This is a genomic window from Micromonospora sp. SCSIO 07396 (genome assembly GCF_053667945.1).
On record NZ_CM132210.1, the window covers coordinates 6,221,414 to 6,242,384 of the forward strand.

General features: G+C 71.2%; 20 protein-coding genes and 3 tRNA genes. 18 read left to right on the top strand and 5 right to left on the bottom strand.

The window, feature by feature from the left end; genetic code table 11:
- Nucleotides 1–2 precede the first annotated feature (2 nt).
- The 6 genes from ACWCHM_RS27340 to ACWCHM_RS27365 all read left to right on the top strand — a co-directional run bounded on the left by ACWCHM_RS27340 (nucleotide 3) and on the right by ACWCHM_RS27365 (nucleotide 6,728).
- The gene (locus ACWCHM_RS27340) at nucleotides 3–194 is read left to right on the top strand and encodes a hypothetical protein (protein WP_204958555.1); all 192 of its coding nucleotides are present in this window, start codon (nucleotides 3–5) and stop codon (nucleotides 192–194) included.
- Nucleotides 195–289: 95 nt separating this feature from the next.
- Nucleotides 290–712, top strand: coding sequence for a TadE family protein (locus ACWCHM_RS27345; RefSeq protein WP_454223193.1), 423 nt, complete (start codon nucleotides 290–292; stop codon nucleotides 710–712).
- Nucleotides 713–867: 155 nt separating this feature from the next.
- Nucleotides 868–1,338, top strand: a complete 471-nt coding sequence (locus ACWCHM_RS27350) for a TadE/TadG family type IV pilus assembly protein (protein ID WP_307821229.1) — start codon at nucleotides 868–870, stop codon at nucleotides 1,336–1,338.
- 53 nt (nucleotides 1,339–1,391) lie between these two features.
- On the top strand, nucleotides 1,392–1,766 hold the full coding sequence (locus ACWCHM_RS27355; protein ID WP_239485392.1) for a hypothetical protein: 375 nt from the start codon (nucleotides 1,392–1,394) through the stop codon (nucleotides 1,764–1,766).
- A 76-nt stretch (nucleotides 1,767–1,842) separates the two neighbouring features.
- Complete coding sequence (locus ACWCHM_RS27360; protein ID WP_454220391.1) at nucleotides 1,843–3,138, top strand: LysM peptidoglycan-binding domain-containing protein; 1,296 nt, start codon at nucleotides 1,843–1,845, stop codon at nucleotides 3,136–3,138.
- Nucleotides 3,139–3,692: 554 nt separating this feature from the next.
- Nucleotides 3,693–6,728 carry an NACHT domain-containing protein gene (locus tag ACWCHM_RS27365; protein ID WP_454220392.1) on the top strand — a complete coding sequence of 1,012 codons (3,036 nt, stop codon included), beginning with the start codon at nucleotides 3,693–3,695 and terminating at the stop codon, nucleotides 6,726–6,728.
- 234 nt (nucleotides 6,729–6,962) lie between these two features.
- Here the strand turns inward: ACWCHM_RS27365 and ACWCHM_RS27370 are convergent, their stop codons facing one another.
- Nucleotides 6,963–7,802 (bottom strand): Rieske 2Fe-2S domain-containing protein, encoded by an 840-nt coding sequence (locus ACWCHM_RS27370; RefSeq protein ID WP_239485277.1) that lies wholly within the window; start codon nucleotides 7,800–7,802, stop codon nucleotides 6,963–6,965.
- Nucleotides 7,803–7,994: 192 nt separating this feature from the next.
- Nucleotides 7,995–8,252: a flavin reductase gene (locus ACWCHM_RS27375; RefSeq protein WP_308447882.1), complete on the bottom strand. Its 258-nt coding sequence runs from the start codon at nucleotides 8,250–8,252 to the stop codon at nucleotides 7,995–7,997.
- A 436-nt stretch (nucleotides 8,253–8,688) separates the two neighbouring features.
- Here ACWCHM_RS27375 and ACWCHM_RS27380 point away from each other — a divergent pair, with 436 nt between their 5' ends.
- The 3 genes from ACWCHM_RS27380 to ACWCHM_RS27390 all read left to right on the top strand — a co-directional run bounded on the left by ACWCHM_RS27380 (nucleotide 8,689) and on the right by ACWCHM_RS27390 (nucleotide 10,549).
- The gene (locus tag ACWCHM_RS27380; protein ID WP_281901360.1) at nucleotides 8,689–9,456 is read left to right on the top strand and encodes a helix-turn-helix domain-containing protein; all 768 of its coding nucleotides are present in this window, start codon (nucleotides 8,689–8,691) and stop codon (nucleotides 9,454–9,456) included.
- On the top strand, nucleotides 9,447–9,638 hold the full coding sequence (locus tag ACWCHM_RS27385) for a DUF397 domain-containing protein (RefSeq protein ID WP_454220394.1): 192 nt from the start codon (nucleotides 9,447–9,449) through the stop codon (nucleotides 9,636–9,638). The genes ACWCHM_RS27380 and ACWCHM_RS27385 overlap by 10 nt, the downstream gene beginning before the upstream one ends.
- Nucleotides 9,639–9,793: 155 nt before the next feature.
- Nucleotides 9,794–10,549, top strand: a complete 756-nt coding sequence (locus tag ACWCHM_RS27390; protein ID WP_454220395.1) for a crotonase/enoyl-CoA hydratase family protein — start codon at nucleotides 9,794–9,796, stop codon at nucleotides 10,547–10,549.
- A 134-nt stretch (nucleotides 10,550–10,683) separates the two neighbouring features.
- Here the strand turns inward: ACWCHM_RS27390 and ACWCHM_RS27395 are convergent, their stop codons facing one another.
- The 3 genes from ACWCHM_RS27395 to ACWCHM_RS27405 all read right to left on the bottom strand — a co-directional run bounded on the left by ACWCHM_RS27395 (nucleotide 10,684) and on the right by ACWCHM_RS27405 (nucleotide 14,536).
- On the bottom strand, nucleotides 10,684–12,168 hold the full coding sequence (locus ACWCHM_RS27395) for a dihydrolipoyl dehydrogenase family protein (protein WP_421489686.1): 1,485 nt from the start codon (nucleotides 12,166–12,168) through the stop codon (nucleotides 10,684–10,686).
- A gap of 137 nt (nucleotides 12,169–12,305) precedes the next feature.
- A complete protein-coding gene (locus ACWCHM_RS27400; RefSeq protein ID WP_454220397.1) occupies nucleotides 12,306–13,628 on the bottom strand; it encodes a cryptochrome/photolyase family protein in 1,323 nt (440 codons plus the stop codon).
- The gene (locus ACWCHM_RS27405; protein WP_281901369.1) at nucleotides 13,625–14,536 is read right to left on the bottom strand and encodes a phytoene/squalene synthase family protein; all 912 of its coding nucleotides are present in this window, start codon (nucleotides 14,534–14,536) and stop codon (nucleotides 13,625–13,627) included. Before ACWCHM_RS27405 ends, ACWCHM_RS27400 begins: the two co-directional genes overlap by 4 nt.
- 64 nt (nucleotides 14,537–14,600) lie before the next feature.
- On the opposite strand from ACWCHM_RS27405, the gene ACWCHM_RS27410 reads away from it, so the two are divergent.
- The 9 genes from ACWCHM_RS27410 to ACWCHM_RS27450 all read left to right on the top strand — a co-directional run bounded on the left by ACWCHM_RS27410 (nucleotide 14,601) and on the right by ACWCHM_RS27450 (nucleotide 20,933).
- Nucleotides 14,601–15,755 carry a polyprenyl synthetase family protein gene (locus ACWCHM_RS27410; RefSeq protein ID WP_204958546.1) on the top strand — a complete coding sequence of 385 codons (1,155 nt, stop codon included), beginning with the start codon at nucleotides 14,601–14,603 and terminating at the stop codon, nucleotides 15,753–15,755.
- Nucleotides 15,756–15,783: 28 nt separating this feature from the next.
- Nucleotides 15,784–17,265, top strand: a complete 1,482-nt coding sequence (crtI, locus tag ACWCHM_RS27415) for a phytoene desaturase family protein (RefSeq protein WP_454220398.1) — start codon at nucleotides 15,784–15,786, stop codon at nucleotides 17,263–17,265.
- Nucleotides 17,266–17,269: 4 nt separating this feature from the next.
- Complete coding sequence (idi, locus tag ACWCHM_RS27420; protein ID WP_204958544.1) at nucleotides 17,270–17,905, top strand: isopentenyl-diphosphate Delta-isomerase; 636 nt, start codon at nucleotides 17,270–17,272, stop codon at nucleotides 17,903–17,905.
- Nucleotides 17,895–18,848, top strand: a complete 954-nt coding sequence (locus ACWCHM_RS27425; RefSeq protein ID WP_204958543.1) for a MerR family transcriptional regulator — start codon at nucleotides 17,895–17,897, stop codon at nucleotides 18,846–18,848. Before idi ends, ACWCHM_RS27425 begins: the two co-directional genes overlap by 11 nt.
- 62 nt (nucleotides 18,849–18,910) lie before the next feature.
- Nucleotides 18,911–19,696 carry a polysaccharide deacetylase family protein gene (locus ACWCHM_RS27430; protein WP_204958542.1) on the top strand — a complete coding sequence of 262 codons (786 nt, stop codon included), beginning with the start codon at nucleotides 18,911–18,913 and terminating at the stop codon, nucleotides 19,694–19,696.
- A gap of 143 nt (nucleotides 19,697–19,839) precedes the next feature.
- Nucleotides 19,840–19,912 (top strand) — tRNA-Glu (locus ACWCHM_RS27435).
- Between the two features lie 31 nt (nucleotides 19,913–19,943).
- Nucleotides 19,944–20,020 (top strand) — tRNA-Asp (locus ACWCHM_RS27440).
- Between the two features lie 102 nt (nucleotides 20,021–20,122).
- Nucleotides 20,123–20,196, top strand: a tRNA-Phe gene (locus ACWCHM_RS27445).
- A gap of 212 nt (nucleotides 20,197–20,408) precedes the next feature.
- Nucleotides 20,409–20,933, top strand: a complete 525-nt coding sequence (locus ACWCHM_RS27450) for an SRPBCC family protein (protein ID WP_204958541.1) — start codon at nucleotides 20,409–20,411, stop codon at nucleotides 20,931–20,933.
- Nucleotides 20,934–20,971: the final 38 nt, after the last annotated feature.

Here is a 20,971-nt window from a genome sequence, read left to right on the forward strand (position 1 = left end):
CCATGCACCTCGTCACCTTCCTCTACGTGGCCACCGTGGCCCGCCTGGCCGAGCTACGCCGCGAGGCGGATCGGGGCGACAGCCCCGTCCCGACCGCCGTGATCATCGCCGGTCTGGTGGTGGCCGGGGCCGCCGTCACCGGCATCGTGTTGACCAAGGCCACCAACTGGATGAACAGCATCGCGAACCCGTGACCCGCATCCCCCTGGCCATCTCGCGCCGGGACCGGACGGCCCCCACCGCCCGGTCCCGGCGCGCACCCCGGCGTGCACCCGACGCCGGGCGTGCCGTGCCGGCCCGGCTGCGTGCCACCGGCCGGGCCGCCCACCGCCGGCTCACCGCCGGGGGTACGGACCGGGGGGCCAACCCCGTGGAGCTGGCCGTGGTGATGCCGGCGGTGCTGGTGCTGCTCTTCGGCTCCGTCCAGATCGCCGCCTGGTTCGTGGCCCGGTCGACGGCGATGCACGCCGCCCAGAGCGGGGTGAACGCGCAGCGGGTCCTGGAGGCGCCGGCCGGGGCGGGTGAGGCCCGCGCCAAACACTTCCTGGGTGCCGCCGGGGACTGGCTGGTCGGCGCGAAGACCACCTGCGCCACCACCGCGACCGAGGTGACCTGCACGGTCACCGGGAAGTCCCTGAGCGTCATCCCGGCCGTCCGGTTCGACGTCCGGCAGACCGCCCACGGCACCGTCGAACGGTGGACCACCCCGTGACCGCCCACCCGCCCCGGCGCACCTGGCGCGACGTGCTGACCCGACCCGCCCGACGGCGGGTCCGGGGCGACCGGGCCGTCGTCCCCACCCCGCGACCCGGCTACCCCGACGGGATAATCGGGCGGCCCGCCGGGCGTCACCGGGACGACGTGTCGGTGGACCGGGCGGCGGGGCGTACCCGGGGATCGGTGTCGGTGGAGGTGGCGGTGCTGGCCCCGGCCTTCCTGGCGCTGCTGATGCTGGCCGGGGTGGCCGGCCGGGTCGCGGTGGCCGACGAGGCGGTGGAGGCGGCGGCGCACGACGCCGCGCGGGCCGCCTCGATCGCCCGCGACGCCGGCACGGCGGAGAGCGCCGCCCGGTCGGCCGCCCGCCGTCAGCTCGACTGGCGGGGCCTCAACTGCGCCAGCGCACCCCAGGTCACGGTCTGGGGTTCCACCCGCAACTCCGACCACACGTCGCTGAGCACGGCGTTCCGGCAGCAACTCGGCGAACCGGTGAGCATCTGGGTCCGGGTGAGCTGCACGGTCTCCTTCGCCGGGATGCGCTTCCCCGGCCTGCCGATGGGCGACAAGCGGGTCGAGGCCACCTTCGGCTCCCCACTGGACCGTTACCGGAGCCGGCAGTGACCGCCCGCCCCACCGGTGACGAGGGCCGGATCAGCCTGTTCCTGGCCGTCACCATGATCGGCGTGCTGGCGATCATCGGTGTCGCGTACGACGGCGCGGGCCAACTGCGTACCCTGCAACGCGCCGACGACCTGGCCGCCGAGGCGGCCCGCAGCGGCGGCCAGGTGATCGACCGGGCCGCCGCCATCGAAGGCCGGCCCAAGGTGATCGACGAGCCGGGTGCCCGCGCGGCCGTCGCGCAGTACCTGCGGGGCAACTCCGACGTGACCGGCCAGCAGGTCAGCTTCCCGGTGGTCGCCGGCGAGAAGCAGATCAGGGTACGCGTCACCGTCGTCTACCGCCGGCACCTGCTCGGTCTGATCGGCATGGACCGCACCGTCACCGTCGCCGGCGAGGCGACCGCCCGCACCCTCACCGACCGACCATGAACCCGCTGGCCCGGCGGACCCGTCGGCCCACGCACCCGGTGCCCCCGCACCGGCCGACCGTAGGAAGGAGGGCAGCATGACCACACCGCGTGGCTCCACCGCCCGACGTACCGGCCAGTTGCTCACCGGCTTCGGATCACTGGTGGTCCTGATGGCGTTGCTGGTCGGCGCACCGGTGGCGCTGCTCGCCTTCGCCGGCAACCCGCTGCCCGACCACCTGCCCACCCTCACCGAGGTCGGCACCGTACTGACCAGCCGGGACGACGGGCAGCTCTTCATCCGGGCGCTCGCGCTGGTCGGCTGGTTCGGCTGGGCGACGTTCACCTTCTCGGTACTGGTGGAGATCGGTGCCCAGCTGACCCGCCGGCAGACGCCCCGGCTGCCCGGTATGCGCCGGCAGCAGCGGGCGGCGGCGGCCCTGCTGGGCTCGGTCGCGCTGATCATCGCGGCCAGCCCGGCGGCGAGCGCGGCGGTGACCCTGACCCAGCCGATGCCGGCCGCCGCCGGCACCGGGGTGGCGACGACGCTGGACACCTCCCGTACCGGCCTGGGCGCCGCCCCCAGCGCCGGCATCGGTGGCGCCGTCCTCGGTGCCGTCCCCGGTACCGGCCTCGGTCCTGTCCCCGGTGCCGAGAAGCCGGCCGCGAAGCCGGTGTACCGGGTGGCCCGGGGCGACTACCTGGGTGAGGTCGCCGAACGCTACCTGGACGACTTCGACCGCTACCCCGAGGTGGCCCGACTCAACGACCTGCACGACGCCGACCGGATCCGGCCGGGTCAGCTCATCAAGCTCCCCACCGAGGCCGACGACACGGGTGCCCGTCGGCACGCCAGCGGCCACCTGGTCCCGAACACGCCCCGCAAGCCGTCCCCGCGCCCGTCCGCCACCACCCCCGGTGGCCAGGCCGACCCGCAGCACCAGGGTGCGCCTTCCACCCCGGGCAAGCCGACCGGGCCCGCCGCCTCGAAGCCGACCGGTCCGGCCACCCCGAAGCCGGGGAAGATCGGGCCGGCCACCCCACGGACGGCCACCCCGCAGACCGCCCAGCCCCCGGCCGAACGGCCGGTCGGCGTGCCACCGGCGATGGCCGCCGGGGCGTCCCGGGCCACCCCGGCCGACGCGATCAACAGGCCGCTGGCCGTGTCGGCGGTACTGGCCGTGGCAAGCATCGTCGGCGCACAGATCGGTGCGGTGCTCGGCCTGCGTCGCCGCCCCGTCCGGGTGACCGCCGGCCGCACCTCGGCCGCCCGGATCGCCGCCGCCCGGATGTCCACCAGCCGCACCACCACCGGTCGTACCCCGGGCCGTTCGATGGGCAGCCGCGCCTCCGCCGCCCGAGACCTGGTAACCGGCCGCCACCGCCGCGACTGACCCGACTCCCCCTCGCCCCCCGCGCTCCACCCCGGCCCACCCCGGTCCGACCCGTCTCCCCCCGGCAGGGCCGCCCCGGCAGGCTCGCCCCGGCGATCAAGAGCTTTGCGTCAAGTGATCAAGAGGTTTGCGTCAAGTTGGAGATCAACTTTGACGCAAACCTCTTGATCAACCGTCAAATTGCGGGGGCGGGCGGTTTAAGGCGGGAGCGGGTGGGTCGGGGAAGGTGGCCTGGAGGGTGCCGACGATCGCCGTTGGCAAACGGCCAGCAGCTAGCTGCGACGGGAACAACGCTGCCAGCACAGCCCGCTCAGGCGCTCGCGAGATCACCTCGCGCCTAGAGAATGCTTAACGGGCGAAATCATGATCGAAAATACAGCGCCTAGCCCTTTTCCCGACACGGCTCGGGCCGTGCGGACCGTTGCGACCATGGTCGCTCAGTAGGTAAGTTCTTTATTTCGCCTCCCGCTAAACCCAACTGGTTCGGCCAGAGCGCCGGGTCGACCGAAGAGCATCCGTAGTCTTCGCCAACTTCCCTTGGAGCGTGCAGCGGCATGCAGTCGTGCATCGAGCGGTACCGCGTCGTCGAAGCGCATTACCATCGAGAACAGCCCAGCCTCCACGAAGATCTCGCCCTGCTCGACTTTCAGCTTCGGTTCGTGACGCTATGCGCGGCCAGCCTCCTGCGTGGCGCAGACCCGGAGCAAGTCAACCTCAGCCGCGCGCCCGGATTTGGCACCTGGATTGCCTTTCTCCGTCGCACCGCGTCCTTACTTGGTACCGAGATCCGCTCAGGGGGCAGAGGAAAAGCCGAACGCAAGATCTTCGATCTAGTGTCACAAGTACTCCAGGTGCAACAGAGTTACAAGGACCCATCCACAGCCTTTCATACACTGGAAAGGCTGCGCAACCACTTGAGTCACGGCGGACCAGTGCCGGTCGGAATTCATGCTGACGAACTCCTCATGCAAACTCAAGCGGCAACCAAATCCACTTCTGCCGCAATATACAGCTTCCTTTCCGACGCAGCCGAGTCGACACAAAGCGGCGAACACTCCTACACGGAACTGAATTTCGTATGGCCCGACGTCAAACTAACCTTATGGCCATTCATATGCGTGGACGCTTCCGGAAATTGGTGCTTCTACGCGCAGTACACGGGCGGGGTTCCAGTCTTCATTCGACCGGGCCCCCACCCGGTCCGATTGGACCTAAGGGACGAGCACCTCATCTTGGCGCTATCGACCTCACTGTCTACCGTGCGCGAAGACCGGACAGTCTCGAATTTCATTTCAGAACTACGGGAAGACCTATCCGGATTCCGGGACCGCGACTTCGAGCCTCATCATCACTTCGACACCAATGGTAGCGTGACCTTCATCTGGCTCCGAGAGGTAGCCGACAGCAACGAAGAGAGAATTGACAGCTTCCGTATTGAAGTCGACGGACAACGCCAATGGCGTTCTGCGGACGGAACCTGGCAGCCCTACTCCTACTTCTTACGCGAGCTTGCGAATTGGCCAATGGTCGCCAGGCGGATTCGGCAGCAGCTCGAAGAATTTGAGGCACGGCTTTCAACGGAGGAAGCAACGACGCTGGGCTGGTCACAAGAAATCGAGACTTCCATCGAGCCTGAAATCCGCCTAGCAGATCTGCACGGAACACAACAGCCGGAGCGACTGAACTTCGAACAGCTACGGCAGCGCCTTGACGACGGAATCAAGACGGTCTCCGGGCAGACGCATATCTATTTCATGACGGGAGAGGCAGGCATTGGCAAAACACGCACCCTCGTCAAGGCAGCACTAGAACGTGCTCGCCAGGTCGAAGACGACTCTGGGCCAATCGACCATCTCCCCTTGTTCCTCTACGTCCGCTCCACGGGGCAGGTACTCGACAGCCTGCAGACGGTTGTTCAGGCTGCGGTTGCGGCGACAAAAAATCTTACAGAAGCCACCGTGCGCACACTGAGTCGCAATGGGTTGATGGTGCTTCTGATCGATGGTTTCGATGAGTTGCTTGGCGGCGTCGGCTACCAGGATGCCCTGGGTTCCCTGAGGTGGTGGATCGAGAGCCTTAGGGGACGTGGGGCAATTGTTGTATCCGCGCGGTCCTCGTACTATCTGAATCAGTATCGATCTAGCCTGAGACAAAACTCGGGGATTTCCGACCTAGCGGTGGCGCATCACGTCGCTGAACTGCAAAGGTGGAGCACCGGGCAGGTCCTGGATTACCTGCAGTCTCACGGACTCAGTCCGCGTGACCTACTCGGACTGGGCGAAAACGACAAGAAGCTCCTGCGCCTGCCCTTCTTTGCCCGCGTGTTCGTTGAAGACCGACGAATTTCTCGGGCCGGCGCTCTATCCAGGCCACTTCCCGAGCGACTTTTGGAGCAGTATCTGATTCGGGAGGAAGCTAAGCTTTTGGGTCCGGCGGGTGCCCGAGACGCGCTCCTTAGCCGCGACGAGCTAAGGCAAATGTTCGAGAACCTTGCCGACCTGATGGCGGAGCAACACGAGCGCGAGGTAACGATAGAAGAGCTCCGCTATGCAACCCAGATCGCCATCAATAACGATGACCTAGAGAGCCGCCGAGGCTTGACGAATCGCCTTTCCGTCTTGTGCGGATTGGCCGTATCGACCAATTCAGATATGAAGGAGCGCCGCTTCGCCTTCCAGCATGAGCTGTTCTACGATGAGTTCCTCGCAGGAGCAATCCTGCGTCAGCTAACCGACGGCGGAGTTGAGACCGTCTACCAGACACTGAGCAAAGCCCAGTGGCGTGCCGCCACAGTAGCCAGTGTTGTCCGAACGGCGCAGTCTGAGATACGAGATTTGCTGCGTTCGGCGGGCGGCCGGTCAGCGCAGCTATCAACAGATCGAGTGACCGCTTTTAGGTCAAATATCGGATCTTTGTGGGCAGAACTTGCCCGCGAATCCGGCCGGCTGGACAACGAGATCATAGAAGAGGCAGTGTTCGACACACTGGACCTTCGCGGTGTCTCATGCGAATCCACAAAGCTCGTGCGGTGCCACTTCGGCATCCTGAGTCTGCCGCCCGCCGGTCCGTGGCGTCTGGCAATTCAGGACACGACCATCGATACCCTAAAAGTTCAGGGAACTGGCGAGGTGCTGGCCTCACTATCAGGTATCAACCCTGAACACGTCTCACAAATCCTAACGGCCGAGACATTTGCGGAGGCACCACGAGATGTCGTGGCAGCACTTCACCGGCTGGGTGTTGCACTACCCGTGCAGCAAGAAGAACAGCAAGACAGTCAACTCGTCGAAGCAGTCCGCTTCTTTCTGCGAAAAATGGAGGACCGCGTCGATTCGATCGTTATAACCGATGCCACCCTGCAGCACAACACCGACAAGGAGCGCTGGAGTCGCATATTTGGCACCGGCACGTGGGCTGACTTCGTGAGGGCGATGAAGCAGGCCGAAGTCGTTGAGCTTGAATCGTTACAGGCAGGTGGGCCCTCCAAGTCTCGCTTGCGCTTCCTTCGACCGCCTGCTCTCCTGCTGGATAGTGACAACGAAGACGATCGCGTCCGCGAGTTTTGGCGGCTCGTTAGGCGTGCCGGCTAGAATGGACCACATCGTGTATTTGCCATTGTTGGTTTGAAGTATGCCGCGCTACCCAGGGCCGGCTGGCCCGGGGCGGACGTCAGCACCACATCGCCCGGCAGAGCTTCGCCGGGTCCTTCGCTCAGCCGTCCGGCGTGATCCGCTACCACCACTCGCCCCGGTCATCGACAGAGCCCGCACGAACACTTCAGGGTTTCCATCCCCCGCTACGAGCTTTCACACCTGGGCAGACGGCTAGGGGAGGCGGGTTTGGAGGGTGCCGTCGACCACGCGGGTGGGGAGGATCTGCTGGTCGGTGGCGGAGGGGCCGTGAACGACCTCGCCGCCGTTGAGCCGGAACGCTGAGCCGTGCCAGGGGCAGACCACGCAGGCGTGCCCGTCGATCTCCTGCACCTCGCCCTCGCCGAGCGGGCCGCTCTGGTGCGGGCAGCGCTCCAACATGACGGTGACCTCGTCGCCGTGCCGGTAGAGGATCACCGAGACGTCGTCCACCTCGCGGGTCACCAGCTTGCGTTGCGGCAGCCCGGCCAGGTCGGCCACCGGCCGCCACCCGTCGCCCATCCGGTGCAGCTCGGAGACGCTCTGACTGACCTGCGCCCCCTGCTTGTACGCCAGGTGCCCGCCGAGGTACGCCCCGGCGCTCGCCGCGCCCAGCCCCAGGTAGGCCAGCGCCCGCCCGACGCCGTGCCGGCCGGTCAACCGGGCCGCGAGGGAACCGGCGTAGAGGGTCAGGCCGACGGTGTTGGCGGCGGCGTGGACCAGCCCCACCCGGCGCTGGTCCCGGGAGAGTTCCGCCCAGTCGTTGAGCCCGGCCACGGCGGCGGGAACCGCGCTCACGGTGCCCAGCGCGACCAGCGTGGTGGCCGCCCGACGCTGGCCGGGGAGCAGGTCGACCACTGCGGCGCTGATCCAGGCCCCGACCGGCACCTGCACCATCGCCGGGTGCAGCGGATGGCCCAGGAAGACGCCGTGCAGCAGATCGCGTACCCGCTGCGGGCGCAGGGTCGCCTGGACGGCACGCTGCAACCGGTCGCCGGTACGGTCCAGTGCGGTGGCCTGTTCGAGTTTCGTCATCAACGCTCGCACCCTGTCCGACTTCCCGGCTGACCGGGTCGCAAACCGGGCGACCGGCACCAATCCGGTGCTCCCCGGCTCGATCGACCCAACGACGGCCAGGTAGCGGTACAAACGCCTCCCGGACACCGCACCATCGCCCCACCAGCGCCGACGGACGGACCCGGGGAGGCCGCGGCCCAGCGGACGGGGTCAGGACGATCCCCGCGCTCGGGCCCAGCCGAGAAACCGGGCCGTCAGGTTCTCGGGGACGACGTGCCCGTTGAGCTGGGAGAGTTGCGCACCTGCCTCCGCCATCAGGGTGCTCAGGTAGACGAGCAGGCCGGTCCGGTCCTCGCGGTACTCCACCAGCAGGGCGAGCCGGGCGGGTTGGCACGGCCACTCCGCGCCGCAGCCCCGGCACCGCCACAGCGGGCGCATCGGCAGGTGCGGTCGGCCCGCCCGGCTCACGCCGACACCCCACGCCGCAGGCCCAGCCGGAACAGCCGCAGGCCCCGCCGCAACAGCAGCCACCAGGACGGAAGCCACCCGGATGACGACCGCCCGGACAGGGACCGCCCGGACAGGGACCGCCAGAACAAGGGCCGCCCGGACGGGTCCAGGCAGGACGGAGGCCGTCCGGACGGGCGACGGGTCGGGGCGTCCGGTCGGCGGTGTGGTCGGCTGTGGTGCGGGCAGCGGTGTCGCACTGTGGTCTCCTTCCGGGTGGATCGGGGCCGCCCCACCCGTCCTCGGTGGGGCGGCCCCGGGCTGGACGTCGACCACCGGGTTCCCTCACCTCCACCGGTCGCGCCGCCCTCCGCCACAGCTTGTCTCTTCGTGGTCGGACAGATACACCGCGTAGGCGTATGGTAAGCGGAAATCTGAGACGTCCAATGGAGGAGTCGTGAACGATGCGCTGCGCGCGGCACTCAACGAAACCGGCTACACCGCCGAATCTCTCGCCGAGCGGGTCGGTGTCGATCCCAAGACGGTGGGTCGCTGGCTGAGTGAGGGGCGGATACCACATGCCCGGCACCGGGTGGCCGCAGCGGAGGCACTGCGGCGGGACATCGTAGACATTTGGCCGGACACTTCGAGACGTCGTGAGCCGGTGTGGTTCCGTCCCTGGCAGGAGATCGAACGCGACGCGCTGTCGCTGCGCTCATTCGAGTCCACCGTGGTCCCCGGTCTTCTCCAGACCGAGGCGTACGCCCGGGCCGTCCTGCTGGGGGCCGGCACCCTGCCCCGGGGCGACGTCGACCGGCACCTCACGGCCCGGCTGGCCCGCCAGTCCATCCTGAAACGCGACGATCCGCCGCAGCTCACGGTGGTGCTCGACGAGACGGTCCTGCACCGGCCGGTCGGCGGCCGGCAGACCATGCACGAACAACTGCTCGCCCTCGCCACGGCCTGCGACCAACCGCACGTCCGGGTGCACGTCGTGCCGGCCACCGTCGGCGAGTACGCCGGCCTCAACGGGCCCTTCGTGATCGCCACCAACCCCGAGCACCGGATGGCCGGCTACCTCGACAACCAGCTACAGGGGCAGGTGATTAGCGATCTCGATGACCTCGCCGCCATGATGACAGCGTGGGAGAACGTGCGCGGCGAGGCGTTGTCCCACCGGCAGTCCGTCGATCTGATCACGAAGGTGGCCCAGACATGGAACTGAACCACGCCCGCTGGCGCAAGAGCACCCGCAGCAGCGGCAACGGCGGAAACTGCGTCGAGGTGGCCGACAACCTGCCCGGGATGATCGCCGTACGCGACTCCAAGGACCCCGCCGGCCCCGCCCTGACCTTCACCCCCACCGCCTGGCGCTCCTTCCTCACCCGGGTCGCCGACCGCCCCTGACCCACCCCGGCCCTGACCCACCCGACCCCCACCGTCGCGCCCGTCGCCCGGTCACTCGGAGATCCACTCAACGGCGGCCAGGTAGCGGCATCACCCTGCCCCGGACACCGCACGCCAGCCCCCCGCCAACCCCGTGCGTGCGGGATGCTGGGCGGATGGCGGTGCATGTTGTCCGGGACGGGGCGGTGACCACGGTGATCCTCGACCGGGCGGCGTCCCGCAACGCCGTCGACGGGCCGACCGCGCGGGCGCTCGCCGACGCGTTCCGCGCGTTCGAGGCCGACCCCGAAGCCCGGGTCGCGGTGCTGTGGGGCGCGGGCGGCACGTTCTGCTCGGGCGCCGACCTCAAGGCCATCGGCACGCCGAGCGGCAACCGGGTCGAGCCCGACGGCGACGGCCCGATGGGTCCGACCCGGATGGCACTGTCCAAGCCGGTCATCGCGGCGATCTCCGGGTACGCGGTGGCCGGCGGCCTGGAGCTGGCGCTCTGGTGCGATCTGCGGGTCGCCGAGTCGGACGCGGTGTTCGGGGTGTTCTGCCGACGCTGGGGGGTGCCGCTGATCGATGGCGGCACCGTACGGCTGCCCCGGCTGATCGGCCGGAGCCGGGCGATGGACCTGATCCTCACCGGCCGTCCGGTGCCCGCCGACGAGGCGTACGCGATGGGGTTGGTGAACCGGGTGGTCGCGCCGGGTGAGGCACGGACGGCGGCCGAACGGCTGGCCGCCGAGATCGCCGGGCATCCGCAGACCTGCCTGCGCAACGACCGGGCGTCGGTGCTGGCCGGGGAGGGCCGGCCCGAACCGGAGGCGCTCGCCATCGAGCTCGCCTACGGGATGGACTCGCTCGCGTCCGACGCGCCGGCCGGCGCGGCCCGCTTCGCTGCCGGTGCCGGCCGCCACGGCGAGTGAGTCGGCCCGCCCCCGGCCACCGCGCGATCAGGGGCCACGCAGCGGTCCCGGCCGGGCGTACCGCCGGGCGGGGGCACCGGATGCGGGCGGGCCGGCCGGCGCGGCGGTGAGCCGGGCCGGCCGGTGCGCCGGGTTCAGCTCAGATCGTCCAGGGCGCTCTGGATGGCCCGGTGGAACGTCGGGTACGCGTAGATCATGTGCCGGAGCTGGCTGACCGGTACGGCCGCGTGCACCGCCACCACCAGCGCCGAGAGCACCTCGCCCCCGGCGGGGCCGACCGAGGTCGCCCCGATCAGCACCCCCTGGTCGGCGTCGGCGATCACCTTGATGAAGCCGCCCGGCTCGCTCTTGTGGATCCAGCCCCGGGTGGACGACGACAGCTCGGTGAACCCGACCTGCACGTTGATGCCCCGCTCGCGGGCCTGCCGTTCGGTGAGCCCGACCGCGCCCACCTCGGGGTCGGTGAAGGTGACCCGGGGCAGTGCCCGGTAGTCGGCGCGGGGCACGGTGCCGGCTGCGCCGCTCGGGCCGGCCGCGCCCATCGAACCCCCGACGGCGCTGGCCGCGCCCATGGCGCCACCGACCACGCTGGCGGTGCCGCTGGCGTCGGGGCCGGCCTCGGCCCGCCGGACCCGGTCGAGCACGTCGGCGACCACGATCGACGCCTGGTACATGGCGATGTGGGTGAACGCGCCCTCGCCTGTCACGTCGCCGACCGCCCAGATCCCGTCGGTGACGTGCATCCGGTCGTCAACGGGCAGGTAACGCTGCCCGGCGTCGATCCCGACGGTGTCCAGCCCCAGTTCGTCCAGGTGGGCCCGGCGGCCGGTGACCACCAGCAGTTTCTCGGCGCTGAACGACCGGTCACCGGCGTGCACGGTGAACGTGTCGCCGTCGTGCTCGACCCGGTCGGCCCGGACCTCGGTGGCGATCTCCACCCCGTCGGCGCGCAGCGCGGCGGCGGCCACCTCGGACGATTCCGGTTCCTCCAGGGCGAGGATCCGGCCGGACGCCTCCAGCACGGTCACCGCGACCCCGAACCGGGCGAAGACCTGCGCCAGTTCCGCCCCGATCGCCCCACCGCCGAGGACCAGCAGGCTCGCCGGCAGTTCCGCCACCTCGATCGCCTGGTGGTTCGTCCAGTACGGCGTGCCGGCCAGCCCGTCGATCGGCGCGATCGACGGGCGGGTGCCGGTGCCGAGGACGATGCCGTGCCGGGCCTGGAACACCTGGTCGCCGACCCGGACCCGGCCGGGGCCGTCGAGTCGGCCGCTGCCGCGCAGGAACCGGCCGCCCTTGCCGGTGAACCGGTCCACCGCGGCCCGGTCGTTCCAGGTGTCGGTGGCCTCCTCCCGGATGCGCTTCGCCACCGGGGCCCAGTCGGCGCGGACCTGCGCCGACCCGGCCAGCCCGTCGACCCGGCGGGCCTCGGCCAGGGCGTTCGCCGCCCGGATCATCATCTTGCTGGGGACGCAGCCCCAGTACGGGCACTCCCCGCCGACCAGGTCCCGTTCGACGCCGACGACGCTGAGGCCGGCCTCGGCGAGTCGCCCGGCCACCTCCTCGCCGCCCACGCCGAGCCCGACCACGACCACGTCCACCAGTTCCGGCTCTGCCATCCCGCCAGCATTCCGCACCGCCCCGCCCCCGGCCACCGGTCCACCCCGGAATTCCCGCCCCGGTGCGCCGACCGCCCCGGGCCGGCGGAGCCGACGACGGCCGGCGGGACCGGACCGGGCAGCGGGGCCGGCCCGGATCAGCGCAGCCAGACCGGGTCGGCGCCGGGCACCTCCAGCGGCGGCGGGTAGTCGATGGTGCGGCGTACCTCGGGGGGCAGCCGCCACGGCTGGTGCACGGCCTTGCCGGCGACCGTCGCCAGCTCCGGCACCCAGCGGCGCACGTACCCGCCGTCGGGGTCGTAGCGTTCGGCCTGGCGGACGGGGTTGAGGCCCCGGTAGGGGCGGCTGTCGTTGCCGGTGCCGGCCACCCACTGCCAGTTGCCTGAGTTGTCGGGCACGTCGCCGTCGAGCAGCCACCGGGAGAAGACCGCGAGGCCGGGCCGCCAGTCGAGGCCGAGCACCTTGGTCAGGTAGCCGGCGGTGATCAGCCGGGCCCGGTTGTGCATCCAGCCCTCGGCGTGCAGTTGGCGCATCCCGGCGTCGACGATCGGCATGCCGGTGCGGCCGTCGGCCCAGGCGTCCAGCGCCGCCGCGTCGTACCGCCACTGCTCGGTGGCCCCGCGCCGGTACGCCTTGACCGCGATCTCCGGGAAGGCGGCGGTGACCTGGTGGTAGAAGTCCCGCCAGCAGAGCTGCCTGACGAACGAGTGCCCCCGGTCGTCGGCCCGGTTCGCCACCGTCAGCGGAGACAGACAGCCGAACCGCAGGTACGGGCTGAGTCGGGAGGTCTCGTCGGCGGCCAGGTCGTCGTGGATGTCGTCGTACCGGGGAAGGGTGGGTAACCACCTGGTGAGCCGGCGTCGCCCGACGGACTCGCCGCCGACCGCGGCGTCCGGCGACTCGCCCTTCGGTGCCGCCGGGAGCCGACCGACGGCGATCCCGTCCGGCAGCGTGACCCGCCGGGGCGCGGCCAGCTCCTCCCGCCACCGCGCCCCCGACCAGACCCGGTGGTACGGGGTGAACACCCGGTAGTGGTCGCCGCCGCCGGGCCGCAGCTCCCCCGGTTCGACGACGGTGACGCCGGGGAACAACCGCAGGAACAGCCGGTGCCTGTCGCATTCGGCGCGCAGCCGGCGTTCCCGACGGCGGGCGTAGCGGCTGACGTCGGCGGAGAGGCCGATCCCTTCGGCGTCGACCTCGCGGGCGAGCCGGATCGTCTCGGCCACCGGGTCGCCCCGGCGGATCACCAGGTCGCCGCCGAGCCCGCGCAGGGTGTCCCGCAGTTCGGCGAGGCACTGGTGCAGGAACCGGTTGCGGTTGGGCGAGTGGCCGGCCAGGGCCGGGTCGAGGACGTACAGCGGCACCACCCGGTCGAAGGCGGCGCAGGCCGTCGCCAGTGCCGGGTGGTCGTGCACCCGCAGGTCGCGGGTGAACAGCACGACCGCCGTACGGCCGCTCACGACACCGCCGGGCCGGGCACCACGACCGGGGTGCCGGTACGGGTGAGCAGCGCCTTCGCGGCCACCGCCAGCCGTCGCCGCTGGGGCACCACGGCCCGCTGGACGAACACGTCGTAGTCCTGGGCGGCGACCTCGTCGAGGATGCCGCCGTAGAGGGCGTAGGCGGTGCGCATGCACGCCTGGGAGGCGGGGGCGAGCAGGGTGATGCCCGGTGCGGCGGCGGCGTAGTGGGCCTGGGCGCGGGTGACCTCGTACTCGACGAGGTCGCGGATCCGGTCGGTGCTGCGGCCGGCGGCCCGCGCGGCGAGCAGGTCCTCGCGGGTGACGTTGAACTTGGCCAGGTCCTCGTCGGGCAGGTAGGTGCGGCCCCGGTCGAGGTCCTCGGCGACGTCCCGGATGAAGTTGGTGAGCTGGAAGGCGAACCCGAGCTGCCGGGCCGGTTCCCGGGCGGCGGCCGGATCGGAGCTGCCGAGGATGGGCAGCATCATGGTCCCGATGACCGCGGCCGACCCTTCCATGTAGTCGAGCAGGTCGTCGTAGGTCGGGTACGACATGACGGTCAGGTCCATCGCCATGCTGCGCAGGAACGACGCGAAGTCGGCGCGGTCCAGGTCGAACACGGCGATGGTGTGCAGCACCGCCGGCAGCAGCGGGTCGTCGACCGGTTCGCCGTGCAGGCCGGCGACGAAACGGGCACCCCAGGCGTCCAGCCGGGCGGCGCGTTCGGCGGGCGGCAGGTCCTCGGTGCGGTCGACGATCTCGTCGGCGTAGCGGGTGAATCCGTACAGGGCGTGCACGTGCCGCCGTTTCCAAGCGGGCAGCAGCCGGGTGGCGAGATAGTAGGTGCGGCCGTGGTGTCGGTGCAGCTCCTGGGAGCGGGCATAGGCAGCGGTGAGATCGGTGTCCACCGGGCCTCCTCGGATTCGACGCAGCAATCGACGCAACTCGTAACCCTAGGGTACGCTCCCCCACATGGCCAACGACGCAGTTGCGGGTAATGCGCTCCGCGTCGCACCGGCACAGCCGGAAGCGACGGACGATCCGGTCCGCGGCGTACTGGCCGCTTACGCCCGCGACCTGGTCAACAGCGTCGACGACACGCTGTCGGCGTTCCTCGCCCGTGAGGTCGACGCGCTGACCGAGATCGACGCAGCGATGGGCGGTTTCGCCGCGACGGCACGTGACTGCGTGCTGGCCGGCGGCAAGCGGGTCCGCCCGACCTTCGCCTACTGGGGCTGGCGGGGGGTGGTGGGCAGCGACGAGCCGCTGCCCGCCGTGCTGCCCGCGCTCGCCGCACTGGAACTCCTGCACACCTTCGCTCTGGTGCACGACGACGTGATGGACGCCTCCGACACCCGGCGCGGCCTGCCCACCGCGCACCGGGCCGCCGCCGAGCGGCACGTCACCGCCGGCCACACCGGCGACCCGCACCGGTTCGGCGAGTCGGTCGCCGTCCTCATCGGCGATCTCTGCCTGGTCTGGGCCGACCGGCTGCTCGCCCACGCCACCGTGCCGCCGTCCCGGCTCATGGAGGTGCGGCGCTGCTACGACCAGATGCGGGTCGAGACCATCGCCGGGCAGTACCTCGACGTGCTCGGCGAGAACGACGCGGCGAACTGGTCGGTGGACCGGGCGCTGCGGGTGGCCCGCTACAAGACGGCCAGCTACACCGTGCAGCGTCCGCTGCTGTTCGGCGCCTGCCTGGCCGGCACCGACGCCGACACGCCGCTGATCGCCGCGTACACCCGCTACGGGCTGGCGGTCGGCGAGGCGTTCCAGCTCCGCGACGACCTGCTCGGCGTCTACGGCGACCCGGCCGCCACCGGCAAACCGGCCGGCGACGACCTGCGTACCGGCAAGCCGACCACGCTGCTGATGCTCGCCCGGCAACTCGCCACCGGCAGCCAGCGGCGGGCGTTGGAGCGGGCCGGCGGCGTCACCGGCGGCCGGGAGCTGGCCCGGCTGGCCGAACTCGTCGCCGACACCGGGGCGGTCGCCCGGGTGGAACTGATGATCTCCGACCGGGTCGCCGACGCGCTGGCCGCGCTGGAGACCGCGTCGATCGACGAGACCGCGCGCACCGCGCTGACCGGTCTCGCCACCGCCGCCACCACGCGGCGGGCATGATGGGCAACTTCGTGAAGGAGGTGGTCGCGTGCGGACCGTGACGGGACGTACGGACCGGGTGGTGGTCGTGGGCGCGGGCCTGGGTGGGCTGGCGTGCGCGCTGCACCTGGCCGGCAGCGGCCGGCAGGTGACCGTGCTGGAACGCGAACCGGTGCCGGGCGGCCGGGCCGGGCGGCTCAGCGTCGACGGGTACGAGTTCGACACCGGCCCCACCGTGCTCACCATGCCCGACCTGATCGCCGAGGCGCTCGGCGCGGTCGGCGAGGAACTGCACGACTGGCTCGACCTGACCCCGCTGGACCCCGCCTACCGGGCCTACTACCCGGACGGTTCCACCCTGGACGTGATCACCGACACCGCGCGGATGGCGGCCGAGATCTCCCGGGTCTGCGGACCCCGCGAGGCCGACGGCTACCTGCGGTTCGTCGACTACGCCCGCAACCTGTGGAACTGGGAGCGGGCCGACTTCATCGACCGCAACCTGGACGCCCCGACCGACCTGCTCACCGGCAACCTGCTGAAGTTGCTGGCGAACGGGGCGTTCCGCCGCCTCCAGACCAAGATCAACCAGTTCTTCTCCGATCCCCGCACCCAGCGGATCTTCTCCTTCCAGGCGATGTACGCCGGGCTCGCGCCGCACGACGCGCTGGCCATCTACAGCGTCATCGCGTACCTCGACTCGGTGGCCGGGGTCTACTTCCCGCGCGGCGGCATCCACGCCGTCGCCAGGGGGATGGCCGGCGCGGCCGAGAAGCACGGCGTCCAGATCCGCTACGACACCACTGTCGCCCGGGTGGAGACCGCCAACGGCCGCGCCACCGGCGTGGTCACCGCCGACGGCGAACTGGTCCCGGCCGACGTGGTGGTGCTCAACCCGGACCTGCCGGTCGCCTACCGCGACCTGCTGCCCGAGGGTCGGCAGCGGAAGCTGACCTACTCGCCATCCTGCGTCGTCCTGCACGTCGGATCGACCCAGGGGTATGGGAAGATCGCTCATCACAACATCCATTTCGGACGGTCGTGGAAGGGCACCTTCGACGAGGTGATCGGGCGCGGCGAGCTGATGACCGACCCCTCGCTGCTGGTCACCAACCCGAGCCGGACCGACCCGTCGGTCGCCCCGGCCGGCCGGCACACCTACTACGTGCTGGCCCCGGTGCCCAACCTCGACCGGGCCCCGTTCGACTGGCGGGGTGACCTGAGCCGGCGCTACGCCGACCAGCTCGTCACCACCCTGGAGGAACGCGGGTACGTCGGGTTCGGCGCCGGCATCGAGGTGTTGCGTACGATCACCCCCGCCGAGTGGGAGGAGCAGGGAATGGCCGCCGGTACGCCGTTCGCCGCCGCGCACAGCCTCTTCCAGACCGGGCCGTTCCGCCCGTCCAACCTGCACCGCGGCCTACCCAACGTGGTCTTCACCGGTTCCGGCACCCAGCCGGGCGTGGGCGTGCCGATGGTGCTGATCTCCGGCAAGCTGGCCGCCAACCGCATCACCGGCGCGGGTCGGTGACCACGTGAAATCCCGGGAGGGCCACCTCGTCGAGTTGGTCGACGACACCGGTCAGGTGCTCGGTGAGGCCACCGTCGCCGCCGCCCACCAGGCGCCCGGCCAGCTGCACCGGGCCTTCTCGGTGCTGCTGGTCGACCCGGACGGCCGGGTGCTCCTGCAACGACGGGCCGAGGTGAAGACCCGGTTCCCGCTGCGCTGGGCCAACTCCTGCTGCGGGCACCCGCTGCCGGGCGAGTCCCTGGCCGAGGCGGCCAACCGCCGGCTCGCCGAGGAACTGGGCACCGGGCCGGTGTCGCTGACCGGGGTCGGTGTCTACCTCTACTACGCCGAGGACCCGGCCACCGGTCGGGTCGAGTTCGAGTACGACCACGTGCTCCGGGCCGACGTGCCCGTCGACCTGCCTCTCGCACCCGATCCGGACGAGGTGGCCGAGCTGCGCTGGGCTGACCCGACCCGGTTGCTGGCCGAGATCGACGCCGATCCGCGCGCGTACGCCCCCTGGCTCGGCGGGGTGGTGAGCCGGCTGCTCCACCCGGCTCCGGCCGGCCCCGACGCCCCCGCAGGCGGCCCCCGTGCCGCCTCCGCCACCCCGTCCGGCCACCGGGTGGACCACGCGTCGGAGCGGTCGGGTGGCCGATGAGCCGCTGAGCGCAGGGGCCGTGGCACGCCGCCTGGGTGTGGCGGTCACCACGCTGCGCACCTGGCACCAGCGCTACGGCCTCGGCCCCAGCCAGCACGTCCCGGGCCACCACCGGCGCTACACGCCTGCCGACCTGGCCCGCCTGGAGATCATGCGCAAGCTCACCGCCGAGGGGGTAACCCCGGCGGAGGCGGCCCGCTGGGCGAAACAGGGGCCGGTCGTCCCCGGCCCCGGGGTCACCTCCCGGCTACGGGCCGGCAACGGCCGGGACGGCGGCGGGCAGACCATCCCGGTCGGCCGGGCCGGACCGGCGGCCCGGGGACTGGCCCGCGCCGCCATGCGGCTGGACGCGGAAGTGATCAGCGACACGATCTCGCACGCCCTGGCCGCCGACGGGGTCGTCGCCACCTGGGAGGGGTTGCTCCGGCCGGTGCTGGCCGGCATCGGGGAACGGCACGTCGCCACCGCCGGCCTGATCGACGTGGAGCACCTGGTGTCCCGGTGCGTCTCCGAGGCGTTCGCGGCGGTCGCCCGGTCCGGCCGGGCCACCGGACCGGCCCGCATCCTGCTCTCCTGCGCCGACGAGGAGCAGCACACCCTGCCGCTGGAGGCGCTCGCCGCAGCGCTGGCCGAGGCGGGGGTGGCCTACCGGATGCTCGGTGCCCGGGTGCCGGCGGCGGCACTCGTCGAGGCGGTCAACCGGACCGGGCCGGCGGCGGTGGTGGTCTGGTCGCACACCCGGCCGACCGCCGATCCGGCGCAGTTGTCCGCACTGCTCGCGGTGCCCCGCCGGCCGCTGCTGGTGCTCGCCGCCGGGCCGGGCTGGCGGGCCGACACGCTGCCCGCCGGGGTGGTCCGCCCGGTCGACCTGGCCGAGGCGGTCTCGCTCGCGCTGGCCGTACGGGACTCGCTGGACCAGTCGACGGGGGCCGACCGGGCCTGACATATTTCGCTTTCGTGAACTACCGTCGGGGCCGTCCGCGTACCCCATCCCCCGGAGTGACGATGCGTTCACGCCCCGTTCTGGCGGTCGCCCTCGGCCTGCTCCTGCTGGTCGCCGGCTGCGGCGACCAGCACCGGAACGTCCGGCCGGCAGCGGCGCCCGCCCCGACCACCACCGCACCGGAGCCGGCCCACACCCCGTCCCCGAAGCCGTCGCCCACCAAGCCGAAGCCCCGGCTCCGGCCTAAGCCCAAGACGCTCCCCGCCGGGCTGCGCAAGGCGACCGGGGTACGCGCGGTGGCGTTGACCTTCGACGACGGCCCCGACCCGACCTGGACGCCCCGGGTGCTCAACCAGCTGCGGGCGAACAAGGTGAAGGCGACGTTCTGCGTGGTCGGCACCCAGGTGCGCAAGCACCCGGAGCTGGTGGCCCGGATCGTCCGGGAGGGGCACCAGCTCTGCAACCACAGCTGGCACCACGACGTCGACCTGGGCCGCCGGCCGGTCGCCGACATCCGGGCCGACCTGGTGCGCACCAACCAGGCCATCACCAAGGCGGTCCCGGGCGCGAAGGTGCCGTTCTACCGCCAGCCGGGTGGCCGGTGGACGCCGGAGGTGGTGCAGGTCGCCAAGGAACTCGGCATGCGGTCGCTGCACTGGACCGTCGACCCCCAGGACTGGGCGAAGCCCACGTCCGGGGTGATCTCCGGGCGGATCAGGAGTGCCTCCCGCCCCGGTGCGGTGGTGCTGATGCACGACGGCGGGGGCGACCGGAGCCGCACCCTGGGTGCCGTGCCGCAGGTCATCGGCGACCTCAAGCGCCGTTTCGGCATCGCTCCACCTCGCTGACCTGCTGCTTTGCCGGGCCGCACCCCGGCGGGCATACCGGTTTGGTCGACCGCCGGGGCATGGCATATGCTTCTCATGCCTCCGGCGGGGCCGGATGGGAGCAAGTCCGCTTGAAGTTGCGAGTGTGCAATGATGGCGGGGCCGCCCTCATCGTCTAGCGGCCCAGGACGCCGCCCTTTCAAGGCGGTAGCACGGGTTCGAATCCCGTTGGGGGCACGGTCCGGCTCAGCCGGAGGCAACAGAGCAAGGTCCTGTGGAGCAGTTGGAGTGCTCGCCGCCCTGTCAAGGCGGAGGTCGCGGGTTCAAGTCCCGTCAGGACCGCCAGCGCCGACGCCGCGTGTACCAGTGCGCGGCGTTCTGCGTATCGGGGCGAGGCACCCTGTCGGCGGATAACCCGCCCTCCGGGTACCATGTCCCGAAGCACCAGGCCAGGTAGCTCAGTTGGTACGAGCGTCCGACTGAAAATCGGAAGGTCGGCGGTTCGACCCCGCCCCTGGCCACATAGCCTTTCGCCGGGCTACAGAAAACGGTGACCTGCGGAAACGCGGTCACCGTTTTCGTGTATCCGGCCCTGCCCCGGCATCGACCACCGCAGCAGGCGACCCACCCCGGAAGATCCAGCACCCTCGTTGGGTCGCTGGCTGCCCACTGACCGAAAAGAGCCGGTAAGGGGCGCTGCAGAGCGCACCCCCAGCCGGTATGGTCCGGGCCTATGGGGCAGGAGAACGTGAATCCGGAAGGCGTCCGTCAGGACGTCGACCGGTACTCGCTGCGCTCCACGCTCCTCGTCCCCGCCCCCGCCGAGCGGGCGTTCGCGGTCTTCACCGGCTCGTTGGCCGACTGGTGGGTCCGTGAGTACACCTGGTCGGGGCCGGCGGCCCTGGCCGAGCTAGGGATGGAACCCCGGGCCGGCGGCATGCTCTACGAGATCGGCCCGTACGGCTTCCGGGGCGACTGGGGACGGGTGCTCACCTGGGACCCGCCGCGGCGGCTCGTCTTCACCTGGCAGCTCGGCCCCGACCGGGTGCCGGTGCCCGATCCGGCGCGGGCCAGCGAGGTGGAGGTGCTGTTCCTGCCGGACGAGTCGGGGCGGACCCGCATCGAGCTGGAGCACCGCCACTTCGACAGGCACGGTGAGGCCGCCGAGGGCTACCGCGCGGCGTTGACCGCCGGCTGGCACGAGTTGCTCGGCCGCTACCTGGACACCCTCACCCGGGCCGTCCCCGACCCGCGCTGAGCGACGCCACGCGGCCGAGGTCCGCCGGCCCGACCCGG

Excerpts from the sequence above, each read along its gene's own strand:
- ACWCHM_RS27370 (WP_239485277.1), bottom strand. The coding sequence starts at position 7,802 with ATGACGAAACTCGAACAGGCCACCGCACTGGACCGTACCGGCGACCGG.
- ACWCHM_RS27365 (WP_454220392.1), top strand. The coding sequence starts at position 3,693 with ATGCAGTCGTGCATCGAGCGGTACCGCGTCGTCGAAGCGCATTACCAT.
- ACWCHM_RS27385 (WP_454220394.1), top strand. The coding sequence starts at position 9,447 with ATGGAACTGAACCACGCCCGCTGGCGCAAGAGCACCCGCAGCAGCGGC.
- ACWCHM_RS27395 (WP_421489686.1), bottom strand. The coding sequence starts at position 12,168 with ATGGCAGAGCCGGAACTGGTGGACGTGGTCGTGGTCGGGCTCGGCGTG.
- ACWCHM_RS27390 (WP_454220395.1), top strand. The coding sequence starts at position 9,794 with ATGGCGGTGCATGTTGTCCGGGACGGGGCGGTGACCACGGTGATCCTC.
- ACWCHM_RS27410 (WP_204958546.1), top strand. The coding sequence starts at position 14,601 with ATGGCCAACGACGCAGTTGCGGGTAATGCGCTCCGCGTCGCACCGGCA.
- ACWCHM_RS27430 (WP_204958542.1), top strand. The coding sequence starts at position 18,911 with ATGCGTTCACGCCCCGTTCTGGCGGTCGCCCTCGGCCTGCTCCTGCTG.
- ACWCHM_RS27355 (WP_239485392.1), top strand. The coding sequence starts at position 1,392 with ATGATCGGCGTGCTGGCGATCATCGGTGTCGCGTACGACGGCGCGGGC.
- ACWCHM_RS27450 (WP_204958541.1), top strand. The coding sequence starts at position 20,409 with ATGGGGCAGGAGAACGTGAATCCGGAAGGCGTCCGTCAGGACGTCGAC.
- ACWCHM_RS27340 (WP_204958555.1), top strand. The coding sequence starts at position 3 with ATGCACCTCGTCACCTTCCTCTACGTGGCCACCGTGGCCCGCCTGGCC.
- ACWCHM_RS27360 (WP_454220391.1), top strand. The coding sequence starts at position 1,843 with ATGACCACACCGCGTGGCTCCACCGCCCGACGTACCGGCCAGTTGCTC.